Source organism: Klebsiella sp. Sb-30 (assembly GCF_057652795.1).
The window spans coordinates 4,818,832-4,843,516 of record NZ_CM172749.1; the positions used below are offsets into that span (position 1 = coordinate 4,818,832).

23 protein-coding genes are annotated in these 24,685 nt (G+C 57.5%); 13 read left to right on the top strand and 10 right to left on the bottom strand.

What is annotated here, in order from left to right:
* Window positions 1–19: 19 nt before the first annotated feature.
* Both miaE and rraB read right to left on the bottom strand, forming a co-directional pair.
* Complete coding sequence (gene miaE / locus AC236I_RS22500; protein ID WP_004857296.1) at window positions 20–787, bottom strand: tRNA isopentenyl-2-thiomethyl-A-37 hydroxylase MiaE; 768 nt, start codon at window positions 785–787, stop codon at window positions 20–22.
* Between the two features lie 175 nt (window positions 788–962).
* Window positions 963–1,388 carry a ribonuclease E inhibitor RraB gene (rraB, locus tag AC236I_RS22505; RefSeq protein WP_004857292.1) on the bottom strand — a complete coding sequence of 142 codons (426 nt, stop codon included), beginning with the start codon at window positions 1,386–1,388 and terminating at the stop codon, window positions 963–965.
* 98 nt (window positions 1,389–1,486) lie between these two features.
* On the opposite strand from rraB, the gene argL reads away from it, so the two are divergent.
* Entirely contained in the window at window positions 1,487–1,582 is a 96-nt protein-coding gene (argL, locus tag AC236I_RS22510; RefSeq protein ID WP_371033352.1) for a putative translational regulatory protein ArgL, read from the top strand.
* Complete coding sequence (argF, locus tag AC236I_RS22515) at window positions 1,552–2,556, top strand: ornithine carbamoyltransferase (protein ID WP_004857290.1); 1,005 nt, start codon at window positions 1,552–1,554, stop codon at window positions 2,554–2,556. The genes argL and argF overlap by 31 nt, the downstream gene beginning before the upstream one ends.
* Window positions 2,557–2,689: 133 nt before the next feature.
* On the opposite strand, the gene AC236I_RS22520 is transcribed toward argF, so the two are convergent.
* On the bottom strand, window positions 2,690–3,145 hold the full coding sequence (locus AC236I_RS22520) for a YhcH/YjgK/YiaL family protein (RefSeq protein WP_004857287.1): 456 nt from the start codon (window positions 3,143–3,145) through the stop codon (window positions 2,690–2,692).
* 193 nt (window positions 3,146–3,338) lie between these two features.
* On the opposite strand from AC236I_RS22520, the gene AC236I_RS22525 reads away from it, so the two are divergent.
* The 5 genes from AC236I_RS22525 to ridA all read left to right on the top strand — a co-directional run bounded on the left by AC236I_RS22525 (window position 3,339) and on the right by ridA (window position 5,444).
* Window positions 3,339–3,443 (top strand): pyrBI operon leader peptide, encoded by a 105-nt coding sequence (locus AC236I_RS22525; RefSeq protein WP_015585298.1) that lies wholly within the window; start codon window positions 3,339–3,341, stop codon window positions 3,441–3,443.
* Entirely contained in the window at window positions 3,418–3,477 is a 60-nt protein-coding gene (locus AC236I_RS22530; protein WP_112150686.1) for a pyrBI operon leader peptide, read from the top strand. The genes AC236I_RS22525 and AC236I_RS22530 overlap by 26 nt, the downstream gene beginning before the upstream one ends.
* A gap of 2 nt (window positions 3,478–3,479) precedes the next feature.
* Window positions 3,480–4,415 (top strand): aspartate carbamoyltransferase, encoded by a 936-nt coding sequence (pyrB, locus tag AC236I_RS22535; RefSeq protein WP_004857285.1) that lies wholly within the window; start codon window positions 3,480–3,482, stop codon window positions 4,413–4,415.
* Window positions 4,416–4,427: 12 nt separating this feature from the next.
* Window positions 4,428–4,889 carry an aspartate carbamoyltransferase regulatory subunit gene (gene pyrI, locus AC236I_RS22540; protein WP_004857283.1) on the top strand — a complete coding sequence of 154 codons (462 nt, stop codon included), beginning with the start codon at window positions 4,428–4,430 and terminating at the stop codon, window positions 4,887–4,889.
* A 168-nt stretch (window positions 4,890–5,057) separates the two neighbouring features.
* On the top strand, window positions 5,058–5,444 hold the full coding sequence (gene ridA / locus AC236I_RS22545) for a 2-iminobutanoate/2-iminopropanoate deaminase (protein WP_004857278.1): 387 nt from the start codon (window positions 5,058–5,060) through the stop codon (window positions 5,442–5,444).
* Between the two features lie 56 nt (window positions 5,445–5,500).
* Here the strand turns inward: ridA and AC236I_RS22550 are convergent, their stop codons facing one another.
* The 3 genes from AC236I_RS22550 to mgtL all read right to left on the bottom strand — a co-directional run bounded on the left by AC236I_RS22550 (window position 5,501) and on the right by mgtL (window position 10,969).
* The gene (locus tag AC236I_RS22550; RefSeq protein ID WP_487608645.1) at window positions 5,501–7,894 is read right to left on the bottom strand and encodes a beta-N-acetylhexosaminidase; all 2,394 of its coding nucleotides are present in this window, start codon (window positions 7,892–7,894) and stop codon (window positions 5,501–5,503) included.
* A 168-nt stretch (window positions 7,895–8,062) separates the two neighbouring features.
* Window positions 8,063–10,771 (bottom strand): magnesium-translocating P-type ATPase, encoded by a 2,709-nt coding sequence (mgtA, locus tag AC236I_RS22555; protein WP_015585300.1) that lies wholly within the window; start codon window positions 10,769–10,771, stop codon window positions 8,063–8,065.
* Between the two features lie 144 nt (window positions 10,772–10,915).
* Window positions 10,916–10,969, bottom strand: a complete 54-nt coding sequence (mgtL, locus tag AC236I_RS22560) for a mgtA regulatory leader peptide MgtL (RefSeq protein ID WP_155417144.1) — start codon at window positions 10,967–10,969, stop codon at window positions 10,916–10,918.
* A 179-nt stretch (window positions 10,970–11,148) separates the two neighbouring features.
* On the opposite strand from mgtL, the gene treR reads away from it, so the two are divergent.
* The 3 genes from treR to treC all read left to right on the top strand — a co-directional run bounded on the left by treR (window position 11,149) and on the right by treC (window position 15,351).
* The gene (treR, locus tag AC236I_RS22565) at window positions 11,149–12,096 is read left to right on the top strand and encodes a trehalose operon repressor TreR (RefSeq protein WP_004857268.1); all 948 of its coding nucleotides are present in this window, start codon (window positions 11,149–11,151) and stop codon (window positions 12,094–12,096) included.
* A 129-nt stretch (window positions 12,097–12,225) separates the two neighbouring features.
* Entirely contained in the window at window positions 12,226–13,644 is a 1,419-nt protein-coding gene (treB, locus tag AC236I_RS22570) for a PTS trehalose transporter subunit IIBC (protein ID WP_004857263.1), read from the top strand.
* A 51-nt stretch (window positions 13,645–13,695) separates the two neighbouring features.
* A complete protein-coding gene (gene treC, locus AC236I_RS22575) occupies window positions 13,696–15,351 on the top strand; it encodes an alpha,alpha-phosphotrehalase (protein ID WP_004857259.1) in 1,656 nt (551 codons plus the stop codon).
* A 96-nt stretch (window positions 15,352–15,447) separates the two neighbouring features.
* Here the strand turns inward: treC and celB are convergent, their stop codons facing one another.
* The 3 genes from celB to AC236I_RS22590 form a co-directional block, all read right to left on the bottom strand.
* Window positions 15,448–16,800 (bottom strand): PTS cellobiose transporter subunit IIC, encoded by a 1,353-nt coding sequence (celB, locus tag AC236I_RS22580; protein ID WP_004857251.1) that lies wholly within the window; start codon window positions 16,798–16,800, stop codon window positions 15,448–15,450.
* Between the two features lie 25 nt (window positions 16,801–16,825).
* Window positions 16,826–18,133, bottom strand: a complete 1,308-nt coding sequence (locus AC236I_RS22585) for a 6-phospho-beta-glucosidase (RefSeq protein WP_075808937.1) — start codon at window positions 18,131–18,133, stop codon at window positions 16,826–16,828.
* An 80-nt stretch (window positions 18,134–18,213) separates the two neighbouring features.
* A complete protein-coding gene (locus AC236I_RS22590) occupies window positions 18,214–18,522 on the bottom strand; it encodes a PTS sugar transporter subunit IIB (RefSeq protein ID WP_004857247.1) in 309 nt (102 codons plus the stop codon).
* A gap of 261 nt (window positions 18,523–18,783) precedes the next feature.
* Here AC236I_RS22590 and AC236I_RS22595 point away from each other — a divergent pair, with 261 nt between their 5' ends.
* The 3 genes from AC236I_RS22595 (at window position 18,784) to nrdG (ending at window position 22,746) form a co-directional block, all read left to right on the top strand.
* Complete coding sequence (locus AC236I_RS22595; protein ID WP_015585302.1) at window positions 18,784–19,527, top strand: MurR/RpiR family transcriptional regulator; 744 nt, start codon at window positions 18,784–18,786, stop codon at window positions 19,525–19,527.
* A 366-nt stretch (window positions 19,528–19,893) separates the two neighbouring features.
* Window positions 19,894–22,029, top strand: a complete 2,136-nt coding sequence (gene nrdD, locus AC236I_RS22600; RefSeq protein WP_004857238.1) for an anaerobic ribonucleoside-triphosphate reductase — start codon at window positions 19,894–19,896, stop codon at window positions 22,027–22,029.
* Between the two features lie 252 nt (window positions 22,030–22,281).
* Window positions 22,282–22,746 carry an anaerobic ribonucleoside-triphosphate reductase-activating protein gene (gene nrdG / locus AC236I_RS22605; protein ID WP_004857235.1) on the top strand — a complete coding sequence of 155 codons (465 nt, stop codon included), beginning with the start codon at window positions 22,282–22,284 and terminating at the stop codon, window positions 22,744–22,746.
* Window positions 22,747–22,752: 6 nt separating this feature from the next.
* On the opposite strand, the gene AC236I_RS22610 is transcribed toward nrdG, so the two are convergent.
* Entirely contained in the window at window positions 22,753–24,663 is a 1,911-nt protein-coding gene (locus AC236I_RS22610; RefSeq protein ID WP_487608646.1) for a BglG family transcription antiterminator, read from the bottom strand.
* Window positions 24,664–24,685: the final 22 nt, after the last annotated feature.

The following is a 24,685-nucleotide window of genomic DNA, read 5'->3' on the forward strand; positions in this document are numbered from 1 at the left end:
GCCTCCGGGGAAAGGCACTTTACGCCGCGACCATCGGTACGCCGCTGTGGAAGCGGAACTCCGCCTCAGGTCGGAGAATTAACGCCGCCTCCGCCTCGCCAAGCTGGTGAATACGTTCACTGATATCCTCTTCGGCAATCTGCTGCGCCAAATCCAGATAGTCCTGATAGTGCCGCGCTTCGGAGCGCAGCAGCGACAGATAGAACTTCTGCAGATCGTCATTCAGCCACGGCGCCAGCGCGGCAAAGCGCTCGCAGGAGCGCGCTTCAATGTAGGCTCCGCAAATCAGCTTATCGATGAGCATCACCGGTTCGTGGGAGCGTACCTCTCTGCGCAACCCGCGGGCATAATTACTGGCGGTGATTTTGACGTACGGAATAGCGTGGGCCTGCATCATCTCCCGCACCTGCCAGAAATGGTGCAGCTCTTCTTTAATCAGCAGTACCATGCTGTCCACCAGCTGACGGCTCCAGGGATCGTCGGTTTGCGGCATGGCGCTCTTATTAATCCGTTTATGCAGCGCGACGAAATCCGGCTCGGGCCCCCGGCGATAGGTAAAGTCCTCATACGGCTTCAGGCAGGCCAGCAGCTCGTCGGCCCCTTCTTTATCAGCAACATATTTACGCACCAGTAGCAGCGCGTTTTGCGCCGCTTTTAGCTCACAAACCATATGATCGGTCAGCAGCAGCGGGAGATTTTCCGGCTTACGGGCTTCATCAATCCACGCCTGTGGCGTCGGGCAGTGCAGGAAGTGACTTACGGGGGCGAGTATTTGCGGGTAGTCCATTGAGGTTCCTTGCTATACGGTAACGGCTGCCGGCCGTTATCGCATCCAAACAGACACAATATTATTGTTCAGGGTATAACGAGACGAAAACCCCGACAACATAGAGAACGATGTCGCCGGGGTTCCTGTGCGTAGCCAGCAAAGACGCGGCCTGAAGGATGACGTGCAGATTTACTTAGTGGCGAACGCCGTCATCGTCTTCATCGACGAGATCGTCGTCATCTTCTTCATCGCCCTCTTCACCGTTCGGGTCTTCATAGTAAGTACCCCAACCGTCATATTCGACGCCGAATTTTTCCGCCAGAGTCATCAGTTGTTCAACCTGGGCATCAATCAGCTCCACCTTCAGGGCGCTTTCGCTCAGGATGTCACAGCAGATAACCACTTCGCCTTCTTCCACTTCCAGCTCTTCCGGCTCGGTCACTTCGTAACCCAGTTTGAAGGCCTCGACAGCCACTTTCTCCAGCGTTTCAAAGTCGTCGGCAGAGAGATGGTGTTCAATCGTGTACAGCGCGTCCGGATCGCTGCCGTCTTCGAGCAGCTCTTCGATAATCAGACGCGTTTCTTCACGCTGTTCTTCCAGTAGTTCCGGGTTTGCCATGGCTCGTTCCTCATAATGTGCGGCAGATACTTCTATTGTCACATACCGCCGTGATTGCCTCCACCTTTGTGCGAAAGATTTGTGTCACGGGGTTGCAAATGAATATTCATACATATAAATTGAATTTTAATTCAATAAGGGGCTTAAGCCATGTGAGGGAATCATGTCCGCGTTTTACCAGAAGCATTTTTTAAAGTTACTCGATTTTACCCCTGCAGAAATCACCGCTCTGCTGAAGCTGGCGGCCAGACTGAAAACCGATAAAAAAAACGGTATTGAAATCCAGCATCTGGCTGGAAAAAACATCGCGCTCATCTTCGAAAAAGACTCTACCCGGACACGATGCTCTTTCGAAGTTGCCGCATTTGATCAGGGTGCCCGCGTCACTTATCTCGGGCCAAGCGGCAGCCAGATCGGCCATAAAGAATCCATTAAAGATACCGCCCGCGTGCTGGGCCGGATGTATGACGGTATTCAGTACCGCGGTCATGGTCAGGAAGTGGTCGAAACGCTGGCCAAATATGCCGGTGTTCCGGTATGGAACGGTCTGACCAACGAGTTTCATCCCACCCAGCTGCTGGCAGATCTATTGACCATGCAGGAACATCTGCCGGGGAAAGCCTTTAACGAAATGACCCTGGTCTATGCAGGCGACGCCCGCAACAATATGGGCAACTCCATGCTCGAAGCCGCGGCGTTGACCGGTCTGGATCTGCGCCTGGTGGCTCCGAAGGCCTGCTGGCCCGAAGAAAATCTGGTGGCAGAATGCCGGGCGCTGGCACAGAAAAACGGCGGCAACATCACTCTGACCGAAGATATCGCGGCGGGCGTGCAAGGGGCGGACTTTATCTACACCGACGTGTGGGTCTCGATGGGCGAAGCCAAAGAGAAATGGGCGGAACGCATTGCGTTACTGCGCGCTTATCAGGTGAATAGCAACATGATGGCGCTGACCGGTAATCCGCAGGTGAAATTTCTGCACTGCCTGCCCGCGTTCCATGACGATCAAACGACCCTTGGTCAGCAGATGGCGGAGGAATACGGCCTGCATGGCGGCATGGAAGTGACTGACGAGGTCTTTGAGTCGCCGGCAAGCATCGTCTTCGATCAGGCGGAAAACCGGATGCACACCATCAAAGCGGTGATGGTGGCAACGCTGAGTAAATAGCGCATCTGGTACGGATCATCCCGGAGCGGTGCTATCGCGCCTGACCGGCTAGCGGATGATCTCCCCGGATTGCGGCACAAGAGCCTTCATCCGGATGACCTCCCCCGTAAGCGTAGCGCCTGCGGGGGATTTTTTACGCCATCAGGATCTTCACTACCGCCTTACGCACTTTGGCCGGTTCGCCCACGGCACACAGCGGCTTATGCACTTCTCCAGGGTAAAAGACCACAAAATCCCCCTCGTTCAGAATGACGGTTTTCTCCTGTTCGCCGGCCGACAGAAACGCAATATCTCTCTCCGCCAGCCCGTCGATGTCCGCTGCGCCGGCGGCAGGGCGGGTGCTGAAGGTCATGGCCTCCTGGCCGCGCAGCACAATCTGGATATCCAGATAGCGCGCATGGTATTCCGCGCGGCGGGCGGCAAGAGGTTCGGTCGTATCTTCTGAAATCATATAAAACACGTTGTTACCGTCAATATCGTATTTGCCGGGCGACGTCTCTTCGCTCACGTGGGCTTTAACGTGCTCAATCGCCTGACGCAACGCGTCCGGTAGCCAGGCCTGCAGATGGTGAATGTGACCAACGATCATAGTACCCCTCAAAGATAAAACAGCTTTTCATTTTTGTTTTTATACGCCCCTTCACACTGCCATACCACCTCTTTTTTACGGTTTTTTGCGCTGGCGCAGCCTTATCGAAGCAATCGTTTTCTTGTTTGTGTACTAATCGCTTGATCCGAAATTTGAGCTGCGTATAATGCCGGTCGATTTGCCGGGAGGAAGCATGGTCTACTGCGTACGACATTCTGTCTTACCGCGTCTGAACACAGGCGCTGGCGTAGCGTTTTTCTTTCCGTTGCTCAATGAATTCTCGAAGCCCCTTATTTAAGGGGCTTTTTTTTTGCCCAGGCGTCAGGAGATAAACATGGCTAACCCGCTATATCAAAAACATATCATTTCCATAAACGATCTCAGCCGAGAAGACCTCGAACTGGTTCTGGCGACCGCTGCAAAACTGAAAGCGAATCCACAGCCGGAACTGCTGAAGCATAAGGTTATCGCCAGCTGTTTCTTTGAAGCCTCCACCCGTACCCGCCTGTCGTTTGAAACCTCGATGCACCGCCTCGGCGCCAGCGTGGTGGGCTTTTCCGACAGCAGCAACACCTCGCTGGGCAAAAAAGGGGAAACCCTGGCCGACACCATTTCGGTCATCAGCACCTACGTCGACGCCATCGTGATGCGCCATCCGCAGGAAGGGGCTTCGCGTCTGGCGACCGAGTTTTCCGGCGGTATCCCGGTCCTCAACGCCGGCGATGGCGCTAACCAGCACCCGACACAGACCCTGCTGGATCTCTTCACCATTCAGGAAACTCAGGGCCGCCTGGAAAACCTCAACGTCGCGATGGTTGGCGACCTCAAATATGGCCGCACCGTCCATTCGCTGACCCAGGCGCTGGCGAAATTCAACGGCAACCGCTTCTACTTTATCGCCCCGGATGCGCTGGCGATGCCGCAGTACATCCTCGATATGCTGGATGAGAAAGGGATTGCCTGGAGCGTGCACAGCGCCATTGATGAAGTGATGGGAGAGCTGGATATTCTGTACATGACCCGCGTGCAGAAAGAGCGTCTTGACCCGTCGGAATACGCCAACGTGAAAGCGCAGTTTGTCCTGCGTGCCGCCGACCTCGACGGCGCCCGTCACAATATGAAAGTGCTGCACCCGCTGCCGCGCATTGATGAAATCACCACCGATGTCGATAAAACGCCGCACGCCTGGTACTTCCAGCAGGCCGGCAACGGCATCTTCGCACGCCAGGCGTTACTGGCACTGGTACTGAATAGCGAGCTGGCTCTGTAAGGGGAAACGACCATGACACACGATAATAAACTGCAGGTAGAAGCCATTAAACGTGGCACCGTTATCGACCACATCCCTGCGCAGGTGGGCTTTAAACTGCTGACGTTGTTCAAACTGACCGAAACGGATCAGCGGATCACCATCGGCCTGAACCTGCCGTCAGGTGAAATGGGCCGCAAGGACCTGGTAAAAATCGAGAATACGTTCCTGACCGACGAGCAGGTAAACCAGCTGGCGCTGTATGCCCCGCATGCGACGGTCAACCGCATCGATGATTATGAAGTAGTCGGTAAGTCACGCCCGAATCTGCCGGATCGGATTAACAGCGTGCTGGTCTGCCCGAACAGCAACTGTATCAGCCATGCCGAGCCGGTTTCCTCCAGCTTTGCGGTGAAAAAGCGGGAAAACGATATCGCGCTGAAGTGCAAATATTGTGAAAAAGAGTTTTCGCATTATGTGGTTCTGGCCAACTAATTGAGGTTGGTATTGGCAACCCGGCTCCCTATAATGGCCGGGTTCCATACGCGCTATCCTTCAAGCTGCTTCTTTGTCGGCCGTGCGGGCGGTTCGCCCCTTGCCGCGTCGTTGCAACTCGAAGGATTTTGCGTCACTACTTAATAATGCTGTTATTCAGGAGAACTCATGTCTAAAACTATCGCGACGGAAAATGCACCAGCAGCAATCGGCCCGTATGTTCAGGGTGTTGATCTGGGCAGCATGATCATCACTTCCGGCCAGATCCCCGTCGATCCGAAAACCGGTAGCGTGCCGGAAGATGTCGCCGCTCAGGCGCGTCAGTCTCTGGACAACGTCAAAGCTATCGTTGAAGCCGCAGGCCTGAAAGTCGGCGACATTGTTAAAACGACCGTATTCGTTAAAGATCTGAACGACTTCGCCACCGTGAATGCCGCTTATGAAGCGTTCTTCACCGAACATCACGCGACCTTCCCGGCGCGCTCCTGCGTGGAAGTGGCTCGCCTGCCGAAAGATGTGAAAATCGAGATCGAAGCGATCGCCATTCGTCGCTAAGCCTCGCATCCCCTCACCCATACGCCTTTATTACCGCGCCGGGTGAGGGAGTTTCACTACTCGACCTTCGTCGCCCGCAGCAGTTTCTCCAGCGGATAAACCGCCGCAATCACCAGCTCATCCTGCATTTTCGCCGCCTCGTCCAGCTGCGCCTGAACCGACGCATATTCTTTATCATCCAGCGTGCCCTGCCGCGCCACCAGATCGGTCAGCCGTATCCCCAGCGTCGCCAGCTTATCCACCTGCGCCACCACCGGCTTTATCGCCGCCAGCTGATAGCTGTTTTCCGTCAGCGCCTGCGCATCGGCGATATTATTTTGCCAGAGGGTAAAAATATGGCGCAGCGCATCCGCGCTTTCGCTGTCTTCCGCATCGCTGATCAAACGCGACGCCCAACGATCGAGGTTGCGCACGGTCGTACTTTCTGCCGGTAACGCATCGGCGAGGCGGTTCAGCGGCTCAAACAGATGATAATGATTAGCCTGGAATTTCAGATGCTGGCGGGTGTAGTAGTGCGCCGGCTCCAGCGCCTGGGCGAGAATTTGCAGCGGCAGCGTGCTGCCGCCGTTGGCTAAGCGCGTGAACTGCACCAGCTGCTGGGTATGTTGCTGCAGGCCAACCGACACCGTAGACCAGCTGTCCATCGCCTGTAGCCGCTGATACATGTTATCGCTGTCGTTGACATCCTGCGCCGACCACAACCGCTCCGCCACCGCAAAGGCCCGCGGCCAGAGTTTAATATCCAGCACCGGCGCCGCCACGTTTTCCGCCCATAGCGCCGCCTCGCCGCCGAGCAGGTTCTTCTGCTGGTCCGCCTCCGGGACCACCGGCGGCGTGCCCTGGGGCACCGCTTCCAGCCTTTGCCCGCTGACAGGATAGCGGGTGTTGCCCAGCAGGAAATAGCCGCCCAGCTTATCGTCGTTCACGGTCAGCACCGGTCGGGTTTCCCCCATCCAGGTGTCGACGCGAAAGGTCAGCCGATCGTCGCCGCCCCATTCAATATCCTGCACCGCACGACGAGATTTGCCTTTGAAATCAATAAACCCGCGCCAGCCGCCCTCGCCTTTAATCAGTGTAAAGCTTCCTTCCACCGCGCTGCCCTTCAGCCGTGGCATCGAGAAACTCCAGCTCTGCGCGCTGTCGTTATCACTTATCGTATCCACGCCGTTCAGCCCCTGGGGCACAATTTCATTACGATAGTGATAGGCAGTGTACTGCGGCTGGTCGAGATAGAAACCGGTGGAGAGGATCCCCCGATAGCCCTGCTTTACCACCTCGCCCAGCGCGTCCTGTCCCTGCCAGGACTGAATCAGAATGCTTTTCGGCAGGTCCGGGTGATAAATCTCATCCCAGCCGACCATCTGCCGGTGGTATTTTTCGAGGATTGCCTCCAGCCTGCGGTTGAAGTACGCCTGCAGCGCGTGGCTATCGGCCAGCCCCTTCTCGCGCATAAACGCCTGGATAGTTGGGTTAGCTTTCCACTGACTGTCGTCCACTTCATCCCCGCCGATATGCAGATACGGGTCGGGGAAAATAGCCGCCAGCTCGGCGATCATCGCCTCGGCAAAGGCGTAGGTGGTCTCTTTGCTGGGATCGAGCACGGGTTTCAGTACGCCCCAATGGCGCTCCATGCCGTAGGGCCCCGGGGCGCTCATCAGCTCCGGGTAGGCCACCGCAATCGCCGACGCGTGGCCAGGCATATCGATTTCCGGCACCACGCGAATGCCGCGGTCCGCCGCGTAGCGCACCACCTCTTTCATCTGCGCCTGAGTATAAAAAAGCCCGTCGCTGGCCTTCTGTTGCAGTTTCGGATACCGCGTGGAGGCGAAGCGCCAGCCCTGATCGTCGGTCAGATGCCAGTGGAAGACGTTGAGCTTGGCCGCCGCCATGCCGTCAATCTGGCGTTTGATCGCCTCCAGCGGCATGAAGTGGCGAGCGGAATCCAGCAGCAGCCCGCGCCACGGGAAGCGCGGCGCATCATCAATCGTGACGTAAGGAATTGCCGTGTTCTCGGCGCCGTTCTGCATCAGCTGGAGCAGCGTTTCCATCCCGCGCATCGCACCAAACCGGGTATTTGCCTTGAGGGTAACGCCCTCGGCGGTCACCTTCAGCTGGTAGCTTTCATCACTGTCAGGACGAGGAATCGCCGGCACTTTTTTGGCCACCACCACGTTAATTGTCGGCGTGGTAACCGGCGCCATTTGCGGTTGTAACGTCCAGCCGGTCTGGCGGGCAATGCGCTCGCGCCAGCGGCCCACGGCGTCGCCGGGCACGTCGCCGGTCACGTTCAGCGTCAGCGCGTTATTCACCACCAACGCCCCCGGCGACTGCGGGCGTTCGACCTGAGCCGGCCACGGCATCAGCGGCAGATCGCCGGCCGGAGCGGCATGTGCCATCGCGCCAAATAATAATCCGCTGGTCAGCAGGCCATTGCGCACAGAGTTAAGCATGAGTTTTCCTTTTGATGACGGGCCAAAAAAAAGCAAAACATTGGGTTAACATGCGCGCAAAAGAGCGTCAAGCAAACGGGATGACGGGGTTCACAACTTTCTGAGATTTAAGAGAAATGCCAAAAAGACCGTCCTCCCCTGAGGGAGAACGGTCGGCACAAAGACGGGTTATTGCCAGCCGTAGCGACGGCTGTAGAAGCCTTTTACCATCTGCGTCAGCGTCATGTAGCCTGCCAGAATAGCAATCAGCCACGGGAAGTAGCTCAGCGGCAGGGCCTGCAGCTGCAGATAGCCCGCCAGCGGCGAGAACGGCAGAGCGATGCCAACCAGCATCACCACCAGCGTCATGGCAAACAGCGGCCATGCGGCGCGGCTCTGAACAAACGGAATCCGCCGCGTACGGATCATATGCACAATCAGCGTTTGCGACAGCAGCCCTTCAATAAACCAGCCCGACTGGAACAGCGTCTGGGCTTCCGGCACGTTGGCCTGGAACACCCACCACATCAGGCAGAAGGTCAGGATATCGAAAATCGAGCTTATCGGGCCAAAGAAGACCATGAAGCGCCCCAGTTCCGAGGGATTCCAGCGCTGCGGTTTTTGAATCTGCTCGTCGTCGACGTTATCAAACGGGATCGCCACCTGGGATACATCGTACAGCAGGTTCTGGATCAGCAAGTGCAGTGGCAGCATCGGCAGGAACGGCAAAAAGGCGCTCGCCACCAGCACGCTGAAGACATTACCAAAGTTCGAACTGGCGGTCATTTTGATGTATTTCAGCATGTTGGCGAAAGTACGGCGACCTTCGATCACCCCCTCTTCCAGCACCATCAGGCTTTTTTCCAGCAGAATAATATCCGCAGCTTCGCGCGCAATATCCACCGCGCCATCCACGGAGATACCGATATCCGCCGCGCGCAGCGCCGGAGCATCGTTGATGCCGTCGCCCATAAAGCCGACCACATGGCCTTCGCGTTTAAGCAGCGTGACGATGCGCTCTTTATGTAACGGCGCAAGACGTGCAAACAGGGTCGTGCGTTTGGCCAGCGCCGCCAGCTCGTCATCGCTCATGTCTTCAATCTGGCTACCGGTGACCACCTCGCCGGCGTCCAGCCCCACTTCATGGCACACCTTCGCCGCCACCAGCTCGCTATCGCCGGTGAGGATTTTGACGGTAATGCCGCTAGCCTTCAGCGCTTTCAGCGCCGGGGCGGTGGTCTCTTTCGGCGGGTCGAGGAAGGCGATATAGCCTTCAAGGATCAGATCGGACTCGTCAATGCGCTGATAGTCACCTTCGCGGGCGGGCAGATATTTAGTCGCCACCGCCACCACGCGCAGCCCCTGGCGATTCAGGGTATCGGTGACGCGTTTGATACGGCGCAGCATGGTATCGTCCAGCGGCACGATTTCACCATTGTGGCGCACCTGGGTCGAGACGTTGAGGATCTCCTGGAGCGCACCTTTGCAGATCAGCTGATGCACGCCGTCTTGTTCACTCACCACCACCGACATACGGCGACGTTCGAAGTCGAAGGGAATTTCATCGACTTTCTGCCAGCGTTCAGAAAGCTGGCGCGCCGCATCCAGGTCCACGCCTTCCAGCACGGCCTTATCGAGCAGGTTTTTCAACCCGGTCTGATAGTGGCTGTTCAGCCATGCGCAATGCAGAACCCGCTCGCTGACCTTACCGGAAATATCGGTATGGTTTTCCAGCACGATTTTATCCTGAGTCAGGGTGCCGGTTTTATCCGTGCACAGGATGTCCATCGCGCCAAAGTTCTGAATCGCGTCGAGGTGCTTCACAATGACTTTCTGTTTCGACAGCTTCACCGCCCCGCGTGCCAGGGTCGAGGTGACAATCATGGGCAGCATCTCCGGCGTCAGGCCCACCGCCACCGACAGGGCAAACAGCGCCGCTTCCCACCAGTCGCCTTTGGTGTAGCCGTTGATCAGCAGCACCACCGGCGCCATCACCAGCATAAAGCGGATCAACAGCATGCTGACGCGGCTGATGCCTTTCTGGAAGGCATTGGGTTCGCTCTCCTGCTCGCTTACCCGCCCGGCCAGCTGGCCAAACCAGGTGTTGCCGCCGGTGGCGAAGACCATCGCCTGCGCCGTTCCGCTCACCACGTTGGTGCCCATAAAGCACAGGGTATCGCACTCAAGCGGGTTGCCCTGCTGCGGGTCGCGGCTGCTCGCCACTTTTTCGACCGGCAGCGATTCACCGGTCAGCGACGCCTGGGCCACGAACAGATCCCGCGCCTGAAGAATACGCAGGTCTGCCGGGATCATATCCCCGGCCGACAGCTTCACGATATCGCCAGGCACCAGCCGATCAATCGGCAGTTCGCACCAGCGGCTTTCGCCCTGTTCGTTGACCACCCGCAGCACCGTCGCGGTGTTGCTGACCATCGCCTTCAGCGCATCCGCCGCTTTGGTCGAGCGGGCTTCCTGAATGAAATTGAGCAGCGTGGAGATCCCCACCATCAGCGCAATCACGCCTGCGGCAAACAGGTCTTCCGTCGCATACGAGACGATACCCAGCACGGTCAGCAGCAGGTTGAACGGGTTGCGGTAGCAGGTCCAGAGGTGCACCCACCACGGCGCCGGTTTTTGTGCCGGAATTTGGTTATCGCCGTAGCGGGCAATTTTCCGCGCAACGTCGGCGTCGTTAAGCCCTTCCGGGTGGCTTTCGAAGGCGCGCCAGATTTCATTTTCGTCCATTGCCGCCACGTTCAGGCAGTGTTTACCCAACGAATCCGGAATCGGCGCAGTGGCCAGATTGCGGGCATCAGGTAACGGATCGCGCTGAACCAGTCGGCGCGGCAAATGGCGGCTGAGCTGTGCAAACAGCTGCCGGGTGATATTTTTCAGCATAAACAGTCCCTCCACGCTCGTACAGACGAACGCGGCAAAACAGACAGGCACGATAGAACCTTACCTGTCAGGTATTATTTTTTATGGCAGGGACATCAAGGACGTCACTGCTTTACGCTTCCGGTAAAGCAGTGCTAAGCAGGCTTACCGGAAAAGGATGTAACTCCATCGAGGATGAGGAGTGGGATCGGGGTCCATATAATCTCCGGTAAGTGAGTAAAAGCGGCGCGAGAGTACCGCGAGCAACAGGCAATTTATAGCCACTGTCTTAATGATAACCCCGCGTAACTAAACAAGACGTAAACCAGACTTTGCTCATTGCGGTTTGGTTGAGTAGCATTAGGCTCACTTTTATCGGACCACGACGAGACCTCTGCATGCAAAACCGGCTGACCATCAAAGATATCGCGCGCTTAAGCGGCGTCGGGAAATCGACGGTATCCCGCGTGCTTAATAACGAAAGCGGCGTCAATGAGCGCACCCGTGAACGGGTCGAGGCGGTGATGCAACAGCACGGCTTCTCGCCCTCCCGCTCAGCGCGGGCGATGCGTGGTCAGAGCGATAAAGTGGTGGCGATTATCGTCACCCGTCTGGACTCGCTGTCGGAAAACCTTGCCGTACAGACCATGCTGCCCGCCTTTTACGAGCAAGGTTACGATCCGATTATGATGGAAAGCCAGTTCTCTCCCGCGCTGGTCGGCGAGCACCTGGGGATCCTCGCCCGCCGCAATATCGACGGCGTGGTACTGTTTGGCTTTACCGGCATTAGCGAAGAGATGCTGACGCCGTGGCGGGAATCGATGGTGCTGCTGGCCCGCGACGCGCCGGGATTCGCCTCCGTCTGCTACGACGACAACGGCGCGGTGAACATGCTGATGCAGCGTCTGTACGATGGCGGTCATCGGCATATCAGCTTCCTCGGGGTACCGCATAGCGACGTCACCACCGGGCAGCGCCGCCATCAGGCCTACCTCAATTTTTGCGAGCAGCATCAGTTGATCCCGTCCGCCGCCCTGCCGGGCCTGGCCATGAAACAGGGTTATGAAAATGTCGCCGGCGTATTGACCCCCGATACCAGCGCGCTGGTGTGCGCGACCGATACCCTCGCCCTCGGCGCCAGCAAGTATTTGCAAGAGCAACGCATTGGACATCTGCAGGTCGCCAGCGTCGGCAGTACGCCGCTGATGAAGTTTCTCCATCCGGAAATCCTGACCGTGAATCCCGGTTACGCCGAGGCCGGTCGCCAGGCGGCCCAACAGCTGATCGCCCAGATCGGCGGCCAGGCAGAACCTCGTCAAATCGTCATTCCCGCCGCGCTGATTTAAGCCCGTTTGTTGGATTTATGTGATCGTTGCTGCGTTTCGGGAACGTTCCCATTTTGAAAGTTGAACGGAGCGGTTAGGATTCGTCTCAGGTCATTACGCAATCTCTTCCCTCTGTTTTGAGGCCTCATAATGAGCAAAGTAAATCAGCAGGACATCGATAAATTAATCGAACTGGTCGGCGGGCGCGATAACATTGCGACCGTCAGTCACTGTATTACCCGTCTACGCTTTGTGCTGAACAATCCGGCCATCGCCAAACCGAAAGAAATTGAGCAGCTGCGCATGGTGAAAGGCTGCTTTACCAACGCCGGGCAGTTCCAGGTCGTGATCGGCACAGAAGTCGGCGATTACTACAAAGCCCTGCTGGCGACCACCGGCAAAGCGTCTGCCGATAAGGAACAGGCCAAGCAGGCGGCGCGGCAAAATATGAAGTGGCACGAGCAGCTGATCTCGCACTTTGCCGAGATCTTCTTCCCGCTGCTACCGGCGCTGATCAGCGGCGGTCTGATCCTCGGTTTCCGCAACGTGATCGGCGATCTGCCGATGAGCAACGGCCAGACGCTGGCGCAGATGCACCCGTCGCTGAAAACCATTTATGACTTCCTGTGGCTAATTGGCGAAGCCATCTTCTTCTATCTGCCGGTGGGTATCTGCTGGTCAGCGGTGAAGAAAATGGGCGGCACGCCGATCCTCGGCATCGTGCTCGGCGTCACGCTGGTCTCTCCACAGCTGATGAACGCCTATCTACTGGGCCAGCAGGTGCCGGAAGTGTGGAACTTCGGCCTGTTTACGATTGCGAAGGTCGGCTACCAGGCGCAGGTCATCCCGGCGCTGCTGGCGGGTCTGGCGCTCGGCTTTATCGAAACGCGCCTGAAACGCATCGTGCCTGACTACCTCTATCTGGTGGTGGTACCGGTCTGCTCCCTGATTCTGGCGGTGTTCCTCGCTCACGCCTTTATCGGTCCGTTTGGCCGCATGATCGGCGACGGCGTCGCCTTTGCCGTGCGCCACCTGATGACCGGTAGCTTTGCGCCGATTGGCGCCGCGCTGTTCGGCTTCCTCTACGCGCCATTGGTCATTACCGGAGTCCATCAGACCACGCTGGCTATCGATATGCAGATGATTCAAAGCATGGGCGGTACGCCGGTATGGCCGCTGATTGCGCTGTCCAACATCGCTCAGGCGTCGGCAGTGGTGGGGATTATTATCGCCAGCCGCAAACAGAACGAACGTGAGATCTCCGTACCGGCCGCTATCTCGGCCTACCTGGGCGTCACAGAGCCGGCAATGTACGGCATCAACCTGAAATACCGCTTCCCGATGCTCTGCGCGATGATCGGCTCCGGTCTTGCCGGGTTGCTGTGCGGCCTGAATGGCGTCATGGCGAACGGGATCGGCGTCGGCGGCCTGCCGGGCATCCTCTCCATTCAGCCAACTTACTGGCAGGTATTCGGCTTAGCGATGGTCATTGCGGTGGTGGTGCCGATTGTTCTCACCACCGTCATCTATCAGCGTAAGTTCCGTCAGGGCACATTACAGATTGTCTGATTTTTTCTTCCGGGGCGCGCTGGCGCCCCTTCGTTGTAGCAGGAAAGCGATATGAATACCCTCCCCCACTGGTGGCAAAACGGCGTTATTTATCAAATTTATCCGAAGAGTTTCCAGGACACGACCGGCAGCGGTACCGGCGATCTGCGTGGGGTCACCTCGCGCCTCGACTACCTGCAAAAACTTGGCGTGGACGCCATCTGGCTGACGCCTTTCTACGTCTCACCGCAGGTCGATAACGGCTACGATGTGGCGAACTATACCGCCATCGACCCCACTTACGGCACGCTGGATGATTTCGACGAGCTGGTCGCCCAGGCAAAAGCGCGCGGGATCCGTATCGTGCTGGATATGGTTTTCAACCATACCTCTACCGCCCACGCCTGGTTTCGCGAGTCGTTGAATAAAGCGAGTCCGTACCGCCAGTTTTATATCTGGCGCGATGGCGAACCGACGACGCCGCCCAATAACTGGCGCTCGAAGTTTGGCGGCAACGCCTGGCAGTGGCACGCGGAGAGCGGGCAGTACTATCTGCATCTGTTCGCCGCGGAGCAGGCAGATCTCAACTGGGAAAACCCGACGGTCCGTGCGGAACTCAAAAAGGTGTGCGAGTTCTGGGCCGACCGCGGCGTCGACGGCCTGCGCCTCGATGTGGTCAACCTGATTTCGAAAGATCAAACCTTCCCGTCGGATACCCAGGGGGATGGCCGCCGTTTTTATACCGACGGTCCGCGGGTCCACGAATTCCTGCAGGAGATGAGCCGCGATGTCTTCACGCCGCGTAATCTGATGACGGTCGGCGAGATGTCCTCTACCTCGCTGGAACATTGCCAGCAATATGCCGCACAGGACGGCCGCGAGCTGTCGATGACCTTTAACTTCCACCATCTGAAGGTGGACTATCCCGGCGGCGAAAAATGGACCCTTGCGCGCCCGGACTACGTGGCGCTGAAAGCGCTGTTCACTCACTGGCAGCAAGGCATGCACAACCGGGCGTGGAATGCGCTGTTCTGGTGTAACCACGATCAGCCACGTATCGTGTCGCGTTTTGGCGATGAAGGGGAATACCGGGTACCGGCGGCGAAAATGCTGGCGATGGTCCTGCACGGCATGCAGGGCACTCCCTATATTTATCAGGGCGAAGAGATTGGCATGACCAATCCGCACTTCTCGCAGATCGGCGATTATCGCGACGTCGAGAGTCATAACATGTTTATTGAGCGCTCGGCGCAGGGACAGGCTCCCGATGAGCTGCTGGCGATTCTGGCCAGTAAATCGCGCGATAACAGCCGCACGCCGATGCAGTGGGACGCTCGCGACCAGGGCGGGTTTACCGCCGGTGAACCGTGGATTGCGCTGTGCGATAACTATCAGACGATCAACGTCGAGGCGGCGCTGGCGGATGCGGATTCCGTCTTTTACACCTACCAGCGGCTGATTGCGCTGCGTAAAACCACGCCGGTGCTGACCTGGGGCGACTATCTGGACCTGCTGCCTGATCATCCGTCGCTGTGGTGTTATCGCCGCCAGTGGCAAGGGAAAACGCTGGTTGTCGCGGCGAACCTGAGCCGCGAGTTCCAGAGCTGGCAGCCGGAGGAGGTGGACGGCGACTGGCAGGTATTGATGAGCAATTACGCGGAAGCGGCGAATCGCCCGGCCGCCATGACCCTACGGCCGTTTGAAGCGGTATGGTGGCTGCAGGAGTAACCCCTGGAGCGCTGCCTGTAACCGGGCTACGGGTTCGCCAACTTCGGCGAGCCGGTAGCCCGGACAGCGGCGCTGCCGCGCCGGAGTGAGCAGACGTTACGTGCGGTCAGCCGCAGACAGCGTAGCGCTCACTTCCGACTGCGTCGCCGCATGTTCCTCTTTCGCTTTCAGACGATCCCACGCCCGGAAGAACGGGTAATAGACCACCAGCGAAATACTCAGGTTAACGACCTGCAGAATAGTCCCGGAAATATGCCCGCCCGTCGCCAGGTAGCCGCTGATAAAAATCGGCGTGGTAAACGGTAGCGCAATCCCCGCCGGCGGCGCCACCAGCCCGGTGGCCATCGCGGTATACGAAACAATCACCAGCAGCACCGGCGTCAAAATAAACGGCAGGAAGAACCAGGGGTTCATCACCAGCGGAATGCCGAATACCATCGGTTCGCTGATGTTGAACAACGCGCCCGGCGCGGCGATTTTCCCTAACTGCTTCATCTGCTGGCTACGGCTTCTGAACAGCATAAAAATCACCAGCCCAAGCAGCGCTCCGGTACCGCCCGGGGCGATCCACAGGTCGTAAAACTGCTGCGTAATAATGTGCGGAATCGGCTGGCCGTTCTGAAACGCCGTCAGGTTTTCGGACATATTCGACAGCCACACCGGCTGGATAAACACCAGCACGATAGCATCACCGTGCAGGCCCAGAGTCCACAGGATACCGATCAGGATAACCGAGATAATCATCCCCGGTAGCGTACCGCCGATATGGTGCATCGGAATACCGATAATGGTCGCGATCATGCTGTTAATATCGCCGAACGAGGAGGCTTCCACGGCCAGACGCAGCGCCAGCACCACCGCCAGCACGCAGAATCCGGGGATCAGCGCGAGGAAGGATTTCGCCACCGCCGGCGGTACACCGTCCGGCATGCGAATAACCAGATTACGCCCGGCGACAAAGCGGTAAATCTCAGTAGAGAGCAGCGAAATCACGATCGCCACAAACAGCCCCTGGCTACCGACCAGCCCGACCGGAATCACCCCTTTCACCACCTCCGCCGCCCCGTGGACCGGGGTGAACAGCGTGTGCTGTGGAATGGTCATCACAAAAGCGACCAGCGACAGGGCGCCTGCGGTCAGCGGATCCAGCGTACGGTATTTCTCTGCCAGCCGGTAAGCGATGCCGAAGCTGGAGATCAGCGCCATGATGTCGTAGGTCGCTTTCACCGGATAGAGAATTTTATCGCGCCAGACATCGCCGAACAGGCCGCTCATCATATCGGCATAGCCCGGAATCGGCAGATAGGCAAAAATCAGGAAAAACGAACCAATCAGCATAAACGGCATATTAAGAATAATGCCGTCGCGTACGGACAGAACATGTTTTTGCCCGGCGAATTTCAGCGCCGCAGGCATGACGTAACGTTCAATGAAGGTAGTGTTCGACATTTGCGATCCCCGAAGGAAATAATGGTCAGTTAAATTGCGTCAGCCACTGACGGTTGATAGTTAACACTTCATCCAGTAACGCCTGCGCATCGGTGACGTTCCCCACCAGCGGGTTGGTCACCAGCGCCAGCAGCGCGCTGTCGCGACAGCCGTGGACCGCGGCTTCAATGGTCAGCCGTTCGAACGCTTTCACCTGTTGCGTCAGGCCATTCATCGCCGGAGGCAATGCGCCAAAGGTGAGCGGCCGTGCCCCCTGGGCATCAATAATGCTGTTGGTCTCCACCACCGCGTCATCATCCAGCCCGTGAATCGCACCGTTGTTGCGGGTGTTGACCACCATCTCCTTACCGAGATTGTTGTGGATGGCGGTAATCAGTTCCACGGCAACTTCGGAGTAGTAGGCCCCGCCGCGGAAGCTGAGCTGCGCCGGTTTCTCAGCCAGCCCCGGATCGGCGTACAGCGCGAACAGCTCCTGTTCGACCTTCATCACCTGCTCGGCGCGGGTGCCTTTGCTTTTCGCCGCGGCGATCTCTTCCGTCAGCATCGCCGGCGTCAGCCAGAAGTAGCGGTGATACGGGCAGGGAATCGCGTTCAGCGCCCGCAGAAATTCAGCCGGCCACGGCAGCTCCTTGATGTTATTCATCGACAGCGCCTGGCCATCACACAGCATGTCGATCGCCTTGCGGGTGACATCTTCGCCCCCGCGCATGACCTTATGCACCCAGACCATATGGTTGAGGCCGGCAAAACGCAGTTTGACCTCCTCCTCTCTGGCGCCCAGCATGCCGGCGATCATGTGCTGCATATTAATGGGCACGTTGCACAGGCCAATGATCTTTGCCTTGCTGTAGCGGCTCACCGCTTCAGTGACGATCCCCGCCGGGTTGGTGAAGTTGAGAATAAACGCCTCCGGCGCCAGCGCTTCCACTTTGCGCGCCACCTCAAGGATCACCGGAATGGTCCTCAGTGCCTTAGCGAATCCGCCGACGCCGGTAGTCTCCTGCCCCAGCAGATGATACTTCAGCCCAAGGCGTTCATCCGCCGCGCGCGCTGCCAGCTGGCCGACGCGCAGCTGGGTTAAGACAAAGCTGGCGCCGCGAATCGCCTCATCAAGCGTAAAATGGACGCTGACGGTAACGTGCTCCAGCCCTTTGTGTTTCAACATCCGTTGCGTCAGCGCGGCGATAATCCCGACCTTCTCCCTGCCGGATTCAACATCGACCAGCGCCAGCTCGGTGACCGGAAGCTGCTCATAACGAACGATAATTCCTTCAATAAGCTCCGGCGTGTAGCTACTGCCGCCGCCAATCACGGCGATTTTCAGTGTTTGCATAGAGGCCCCTTTCGGCATGCAGAGAGCCGCACGCAACCGGCATGATTGCGCGTGGTGGTTCAGATTTAAGAGAGAAAAAATCAGTGATTAAGCAGCGAAAGCGCCTTATCGAGCACGGCCGCGCCGCGCATCATGCCGTAGTCGGCCATATCGATCACCGCCACCGCTTTACCGTGCGGAGCGGCCAGCGCGCTCAGGCGCCCGGCTTCATACTTCACCTGCGGACCCAGCAGGATCACATCGGCATTGGCCAGCTCGCGCTCAAACTCCGCCACCGCAACGGCGTAAATATCCAGCGCCAGCGCGCGCTGCTGCGCTTCCGCCTTCATTTTGTTGACCAGCATGCTGGTCGACATGCCCGCCGCACAACACAGAACGATTCGTTGCATCGCGTTTTCCTCTTGTGGTTTCGTGATCTGGCCCGTCAAGGCATACATGAATATATTGTTAAGATTGTGTAAGAGTGAAGGCTATATGAAAATAATTTTCATCGATGTGATCGGGGATGAATTTTTCAGCATTATTATTGCGTTTTTTCAGCGCTGACTTCGCCTGTCATTAGGAAAAACTCTGTACTGGTGCTATAAATGGCAGAAAGCGATAAGTGAAAAATATTTTCAAATCATCTTCCGGAGAAAGGGACAGTCAGGATGGATATCGTAGGTCAGTTACAGGAAGGGTTAGTTCGTTTTAGCGCTCAGGAGTCGCGAGTCGCCGCGTTTATCCTGAAAAACTTAAGCTTTACCGCCAGCGCTTCTATCGACGAACTGGCCGCCAGCGCCGGCGTCAGCCCGGCGACGATCACCCGCTTTGCCCGCTCCGTCGGCTGCGAGGATATTCGCGATCTGCGCAAGCAGCTGGCGCAGGCCAGCGAGCGCCGCGCCAGCTGGCTGGCGCCGGACAGCAATGCCCTGCCCGCCGCCTGGCGGGACGCGCTGAGCTATCTTGGCTCCACCCTCGCCCAGCAGCTGGCGAATACCTCGGAAACGGCGGTGGAAAAGCTCAAATCCCGGCTGCGCGAGGCCCGCGCCGTCCACTGCTTTGCCCTCGGCGCCCAGGATACGGCGCTGGCATCGCTACTCCAGCATCAGCTGCTGCCCGCCGGCATTGCCATTAACCTGTGTCAGGATGCCTCGCTGATGCGCATGACCGCCAGCACCCTCAGCGACGATCATCTGCTGCTGGTGCTGGTGACCGCCGAGGCCGATACGGTTTTACAAAGCGCAACGCTCCAGGCGCGAACCCAGGGCGTCACCATCATCGCGCTAACGCCGCCACAGCATGCGCTGGCCAATATGGCCGCCGATATTATTCCCCTCCCCGATAGTCCGCAGCTGGCACGCTATGCCCTGCTGCTGCTGGTCGATCTGCTCAATGACACCCTGATGGCCTGACGCAGGGCATTTCCGGCCTGAATACTTCCCCCTTCAGGCCAATTTTTGCTTATTTTATAGTCAGATAAATTTACATAACGCCCAGCGCCCACCATCCGTACTCTCGTCTTTTTACTTTGTTCTGCGTCAATAAAATCGCAAACATCTTTGATGCAAATCACTACATATAGAACTTAGAATGCATCCCGGCCCTACATCTTGTATTAATCGTCTATTATGTCAGCACATCCCATCGTTCTGTGGCGGTGGTGGGATGTGGATAAAAAGGGCCGGAACCGACGCAAAACGGCGGCAGCTAAAGCCCCCGCGACGCCGGCGATACTTCCGCCTCTGTGGATAACCTGTTTTATAAAGTATGGAGTGATCATGACACCGCATGTGATGAAACGTGATGGCTGTAAAGTGCCGTTCAAATCTGAGCGCATTAAAGAAGCAATTCTGCGTGCAGCTAAAGCAGCGGGAGTCGATGACGCAGACTATTGCGCCACCGTCGCAGAAGTCGTTAGCCAGCAAATGCAGGACCGTAGCCAGGTTGATATCAACGAGATTCAGACTGCCGTTGAGAACCAGCTGATGTCAGGGCCGTGGAAACAGCTGGCCCGGGCCTATATCGAATATCGCCACGACCGCGATATCGAGCGTGAAAAACGCGGCCGCCTGAACCAGGAAATTCGCGGTCTGGTTGAGCAAACCAACTCGTCCCTGCTTAACGAAAATGCCAACAAAGACAGTAAAGTCATCCCGACCCAGCGCGACCTGCTGGCCGGTATCGTCGCCAAACATTACGCCCGCCAGCATCTGCTGCCGCGCGATGTGGTGCTTGCCCACGAGCGCGGTGAGATTCACTACCACGATCTCGACTATTCGCCGTTCTTCCCGATGTTCAACTGCATGCTGATCGATCTGAAAGGGATGCTGACGCACGGGTTTAAAATGGGCAACGCGGAGATTGAACCACCGAAATCGATCTCCACCGCCACGGCGGTAACGGCGCAGATTATCGCCCAGGTCGCCAGCCACATTTATGGCGGCACCACCATTAACCGCATCGATGAAGTGCTGGCGCCGTTCGTCAAAGAAAGCTTCAACAAGCACCGTAAAATTGCCGAAGAGTGGCAGATCCCTGATGCGGAAGGCTATGCCCGTTCGCGTACCGAGAAAGAGTGCTACGACGCCTTCCAGTCGCTGGAATACGAAGTCAATACTCTGCATACCGCCAACGGGCAGACGCCGTTCGTCACCTTTGGCTTTGGTCTCGGCACCAGCTGGGAATCCCGCCTGATTCAGCAGTCTATCCTGCGTAACCGCATCGCCGGCCTGGGCAAAAACCGCAAAACTGCGGTATTCCCGAAACTGGTGTTCGCCATTCGCGACGGCCTGAACCACAAGTTCGGCGACGCGAACTATGACATCAAGCAGCTGGCGCTGGAGTGCGCGAGCAAGCGCATGTACCCGGACATTCTCAACTACGATCAGGTGGTGAAAGTCACCGGTTCGTTTAAAACGCCAATGGGCTGTCGCAGCTTCCTCGGCGTCTATGAAGAAAACGGCGAGCAGATCCACGACGGCCGCAACAATATCGGCGTGATCAGCCTCAACCTGCCGCGCATTGCGCTGGAAGCGAAAGGTGATGAAGCGACATTCTGGAAGCTGCTGGATAACCGTCTGGAGCTGGCTTACAAAGCGCTGATGACGCGCATTGCCCGCCTGGAAGGAGTGAAAGCGCGCGTGGCACCGATCCTGTACATGGAAGGCGCTTGCGGCGTACGCCTGAAGGCCGACGACGATGTATCAGAGATCTTTAAAAACGGTCGCGCCTCTATTTCGCTGGGCTATATCGGTATCCACGAAACCATCAACGCGCTGTCTGGCAACCAGCATATGTACGATAGCGACGCGCTGCGTGAAAAAGGCGTCGCCATCGTCCGACGTCTGCGTGACGCCGTCGACCGCTGGAAAGAAGAGACCGGCTACGGCTTCAGCCTGTACAGCACGCCGAGCGAAAACCTCTGCGATCGCTTCTGCCGTCTTGATACTGCCGAATTCGGCGTCATTGAGGGGGTGACCGATAAGGGCTACTACACCAACAGCTTCCACCTCGATGTCGAGAAAAAGGTTAACCCGTACGACAAGATCGACTTCGAAGCGCCGTATCCGCCGCTGGCCAACGGGGGCTTCATTTGCTACGGCGAATACCCGAATATCCAGCACAACCTGAAAGCGCTGGAAGATGTCTGGGATTACAGCTACCAGCATGTCCCCTATTACGGTACCAACACGCCGATCGATGAGTGCTATGAGTGCGGCTTTACCGGCGAGTTCGAATGTACCAGTAAAGGCTTTACCTGCCCGAAATGTGGCAACCACGATGCCGCCCGGGTGTCGGTCACCCGACGGGTCTGCGGCTATCTCGGCAGCCCGGACGCCCGTCCGTTCAACGCTGGCAAGCAGGAAGAAGTTAAACGCCGCGTTAAGCATTTGGGTAACGGGCAGATCGGCTAATTTCGCCACCGTCATCCCGGATAGCGACGCCAGCGGCCTGTCCGGGCTACAACGCTAATCTCACCATCGTCCCCCCGGAGGCGCCGCCAGCGGCTTATCCGGGCTACAACGCACCAGCGTAGGTTTCCTCAAATCAGTTGGCGTTGTAGCAAGGCGGCAAACGAGTCAGTCCCGGGGAGCTTACTGTAGTAAGTGACCCGGGCGAGCGAGCGCAGCCAACGCCGCTGCAGCGTCAAATGAGAAGAGGAAACAATGAATTACCATCAGTATTACCCTGTCGACATCGTCAACGGCCCCGGCACTCGCTGCACCCTGTTCGTCTCCGGCTGCGTCCACGAATGCCCCGGCTGTTATAACAAGAGCACCTGGCGACTCAACTCCGGGTTGCCGTTCACGACCGAGATGGCCGACCGTATCATCGCCGACCTCAACGACACGCGGATCAAACGCCAGGGGATCTCCCTTTCCGGCGGCGATCCCCTGCATCCGCAGAACGTGCCGGAGATCCTCGCGCTGGTGCGCCGCATCCTCGCCGAATGCCCCGGCAAGGATATCTGGGTCTGGACCGGTTATAAGCTCGACGAGCTGAACGACGCGCAGCGGGAAGTGGTTGATCTGATTAACGTACTGGTCGACGGCAAGTTTGTCGAAGATTTAAAAGATCCGGCGCTGATCTGGCGCGGCAGCAGCAATCAGGTCGTCCACCGCTTGAGATAGTGACGTTCAAAAACGGCTGACGCACTCCACCGCCACCGCTTTGAACTCATCGAAACTGCGTGTCTCGGCCAGCCGGGCCATCGCGCGCTCGCGCAGGAAAGTGACAAAAATATCGTAGATCGCCATCGCCTCTTCATACTCGCTTTTGCTGATCGCCAGCAGGAAGATGATATGGGCCGTTTCATCACCCCAGGCGATACCATTCGGCGCAATGACGGTATAGACCACGGTTTTTTGCGCCAGCAGGCCAAGGGCGTGAGGCAGCGCAATACCGTCGCCCAGCATGGTGCTGACGATGGCCTCGCGTTCGACCACCGAGTCATGGAACCCGGCATCGACAAATCCTTCCTGCTGCAGCTGCTGGCACAGCCCGGCAAACAGCGTCTGCCGATCGATCGGCGCATCGATCACCTGGAAATGGGCCGCATCGAAATATTTATTCAGCACCCACGGACGGGTCCTGTCCACCAGCACCAGCTTACCGATTTGATCCAGCTGATAATCGGTCGGAAATGGCGCAATGGTCACCACCGGCTTGTCTTTTTCACCAATCCGCACGGTCGAGATGACAAAATCTTCAGCGACCGCCGCCAGCTGTTCATACTCCCGCTGCGACAGGGTGGCGGCGATTTCTAACTGCGGATATTTACGCTGCAAAATGGCTTCGATCATCCGCACCATCGCATTGCTGGTATCGCATACCAACAGCACCCGCGGCTGCCGCTGATAGCCAATGTTGTAATGACGTTCCAGTCCGACGCCAATATGCAATACCAGGAAACCAATCTCGTTTTCACTGATGGCATAGGGCGTGTATTTCCCCCAGCTGGTCACCGCAGCGAGAGTCATGTCCCACGCCATCGGGTAGTGCTGCTTAATATTATCGAGCAGAGGATTGGGGATCATGATCTGGTAGCGGACCCGGGTGATCATGGTCTTAACGTGGGTCAGCAGATCGGCATGTAGCTGAGTGTCGTCCAGCAGGTTGTAGTTATACTGGCTGTTGATGTAGCGCAGAATGTAGTTTACCAGCGCTTCGCCATCGTCGGCGCTGATGGTACCCGGATCGATGTCCTGAACCTGACGGGCGGCAAGATGTACGCACAGCCACGCTTCCTCTGCCGGAGAGAGGGCCTTTCCCGCCAGCTGCTGCAGCACCGCAGCCAGATCCCGCGCGGCATCCCGCACGTTTTGCGCGACATCCTCCGCGCTGAATTCCGCCAGCGGATAACCCTGGCTGACGCGACGCACCGTCACTGCGCTGTACATCCGGATAAAGCGCTCGCCTTCATCGGTGAGGCGCACGTGGTGCCGGGTCAGGATCTCCTGCAGCATGTCCCCAAGCTGCTCCTGCACATCCGAATTCAGCGCTTCTTCATCGATCAGCGGGTTTATCCCCCCCTGCTGCGCCTGTTGCCATAACAGATCGGTCAGGCAGGCGCGAATCGATACTTCGCTGCCAAACAGCCTCATACCGTGCCGTGGGCGGGTCTCGAGAGTCAGCTGGTAGCGCTGAAAGCGCTCGCGCACTTCGGCCATATCGCTTTGTAACGTCGCCCGGCTGACAAACCACTCGTCCGCCAGATCTTCGAGCTTAATGGAGAACGCAGAGGTCAAAAAGCGCACCAGCAGAAAGTTGATGCGATCCTCCGCCGTACGCGGAATCTGCTGCGGCTTCGGCGCATGCTCTTGCAGAGTCTGGTAGCGGGCCGGGTCGTCGATTTTCAACTGATAGCCGCTGCCGCGAGTGAGTATGAATTGCGCGCCATACTCCACTAACAACGCGTTAAGCGCGGTAATGTCGGCGCGCACGGTACGAGTAGAAACCGACAGCCGCTGCGCCAGCTCATCCTGCGGCAGCGTTTCGTTTTGCAGCAAAGTAAACAGTTGCGCTAAACGTTGGTTGGGAAATCGCATGTCAGTTCCTTCATCTTACGGC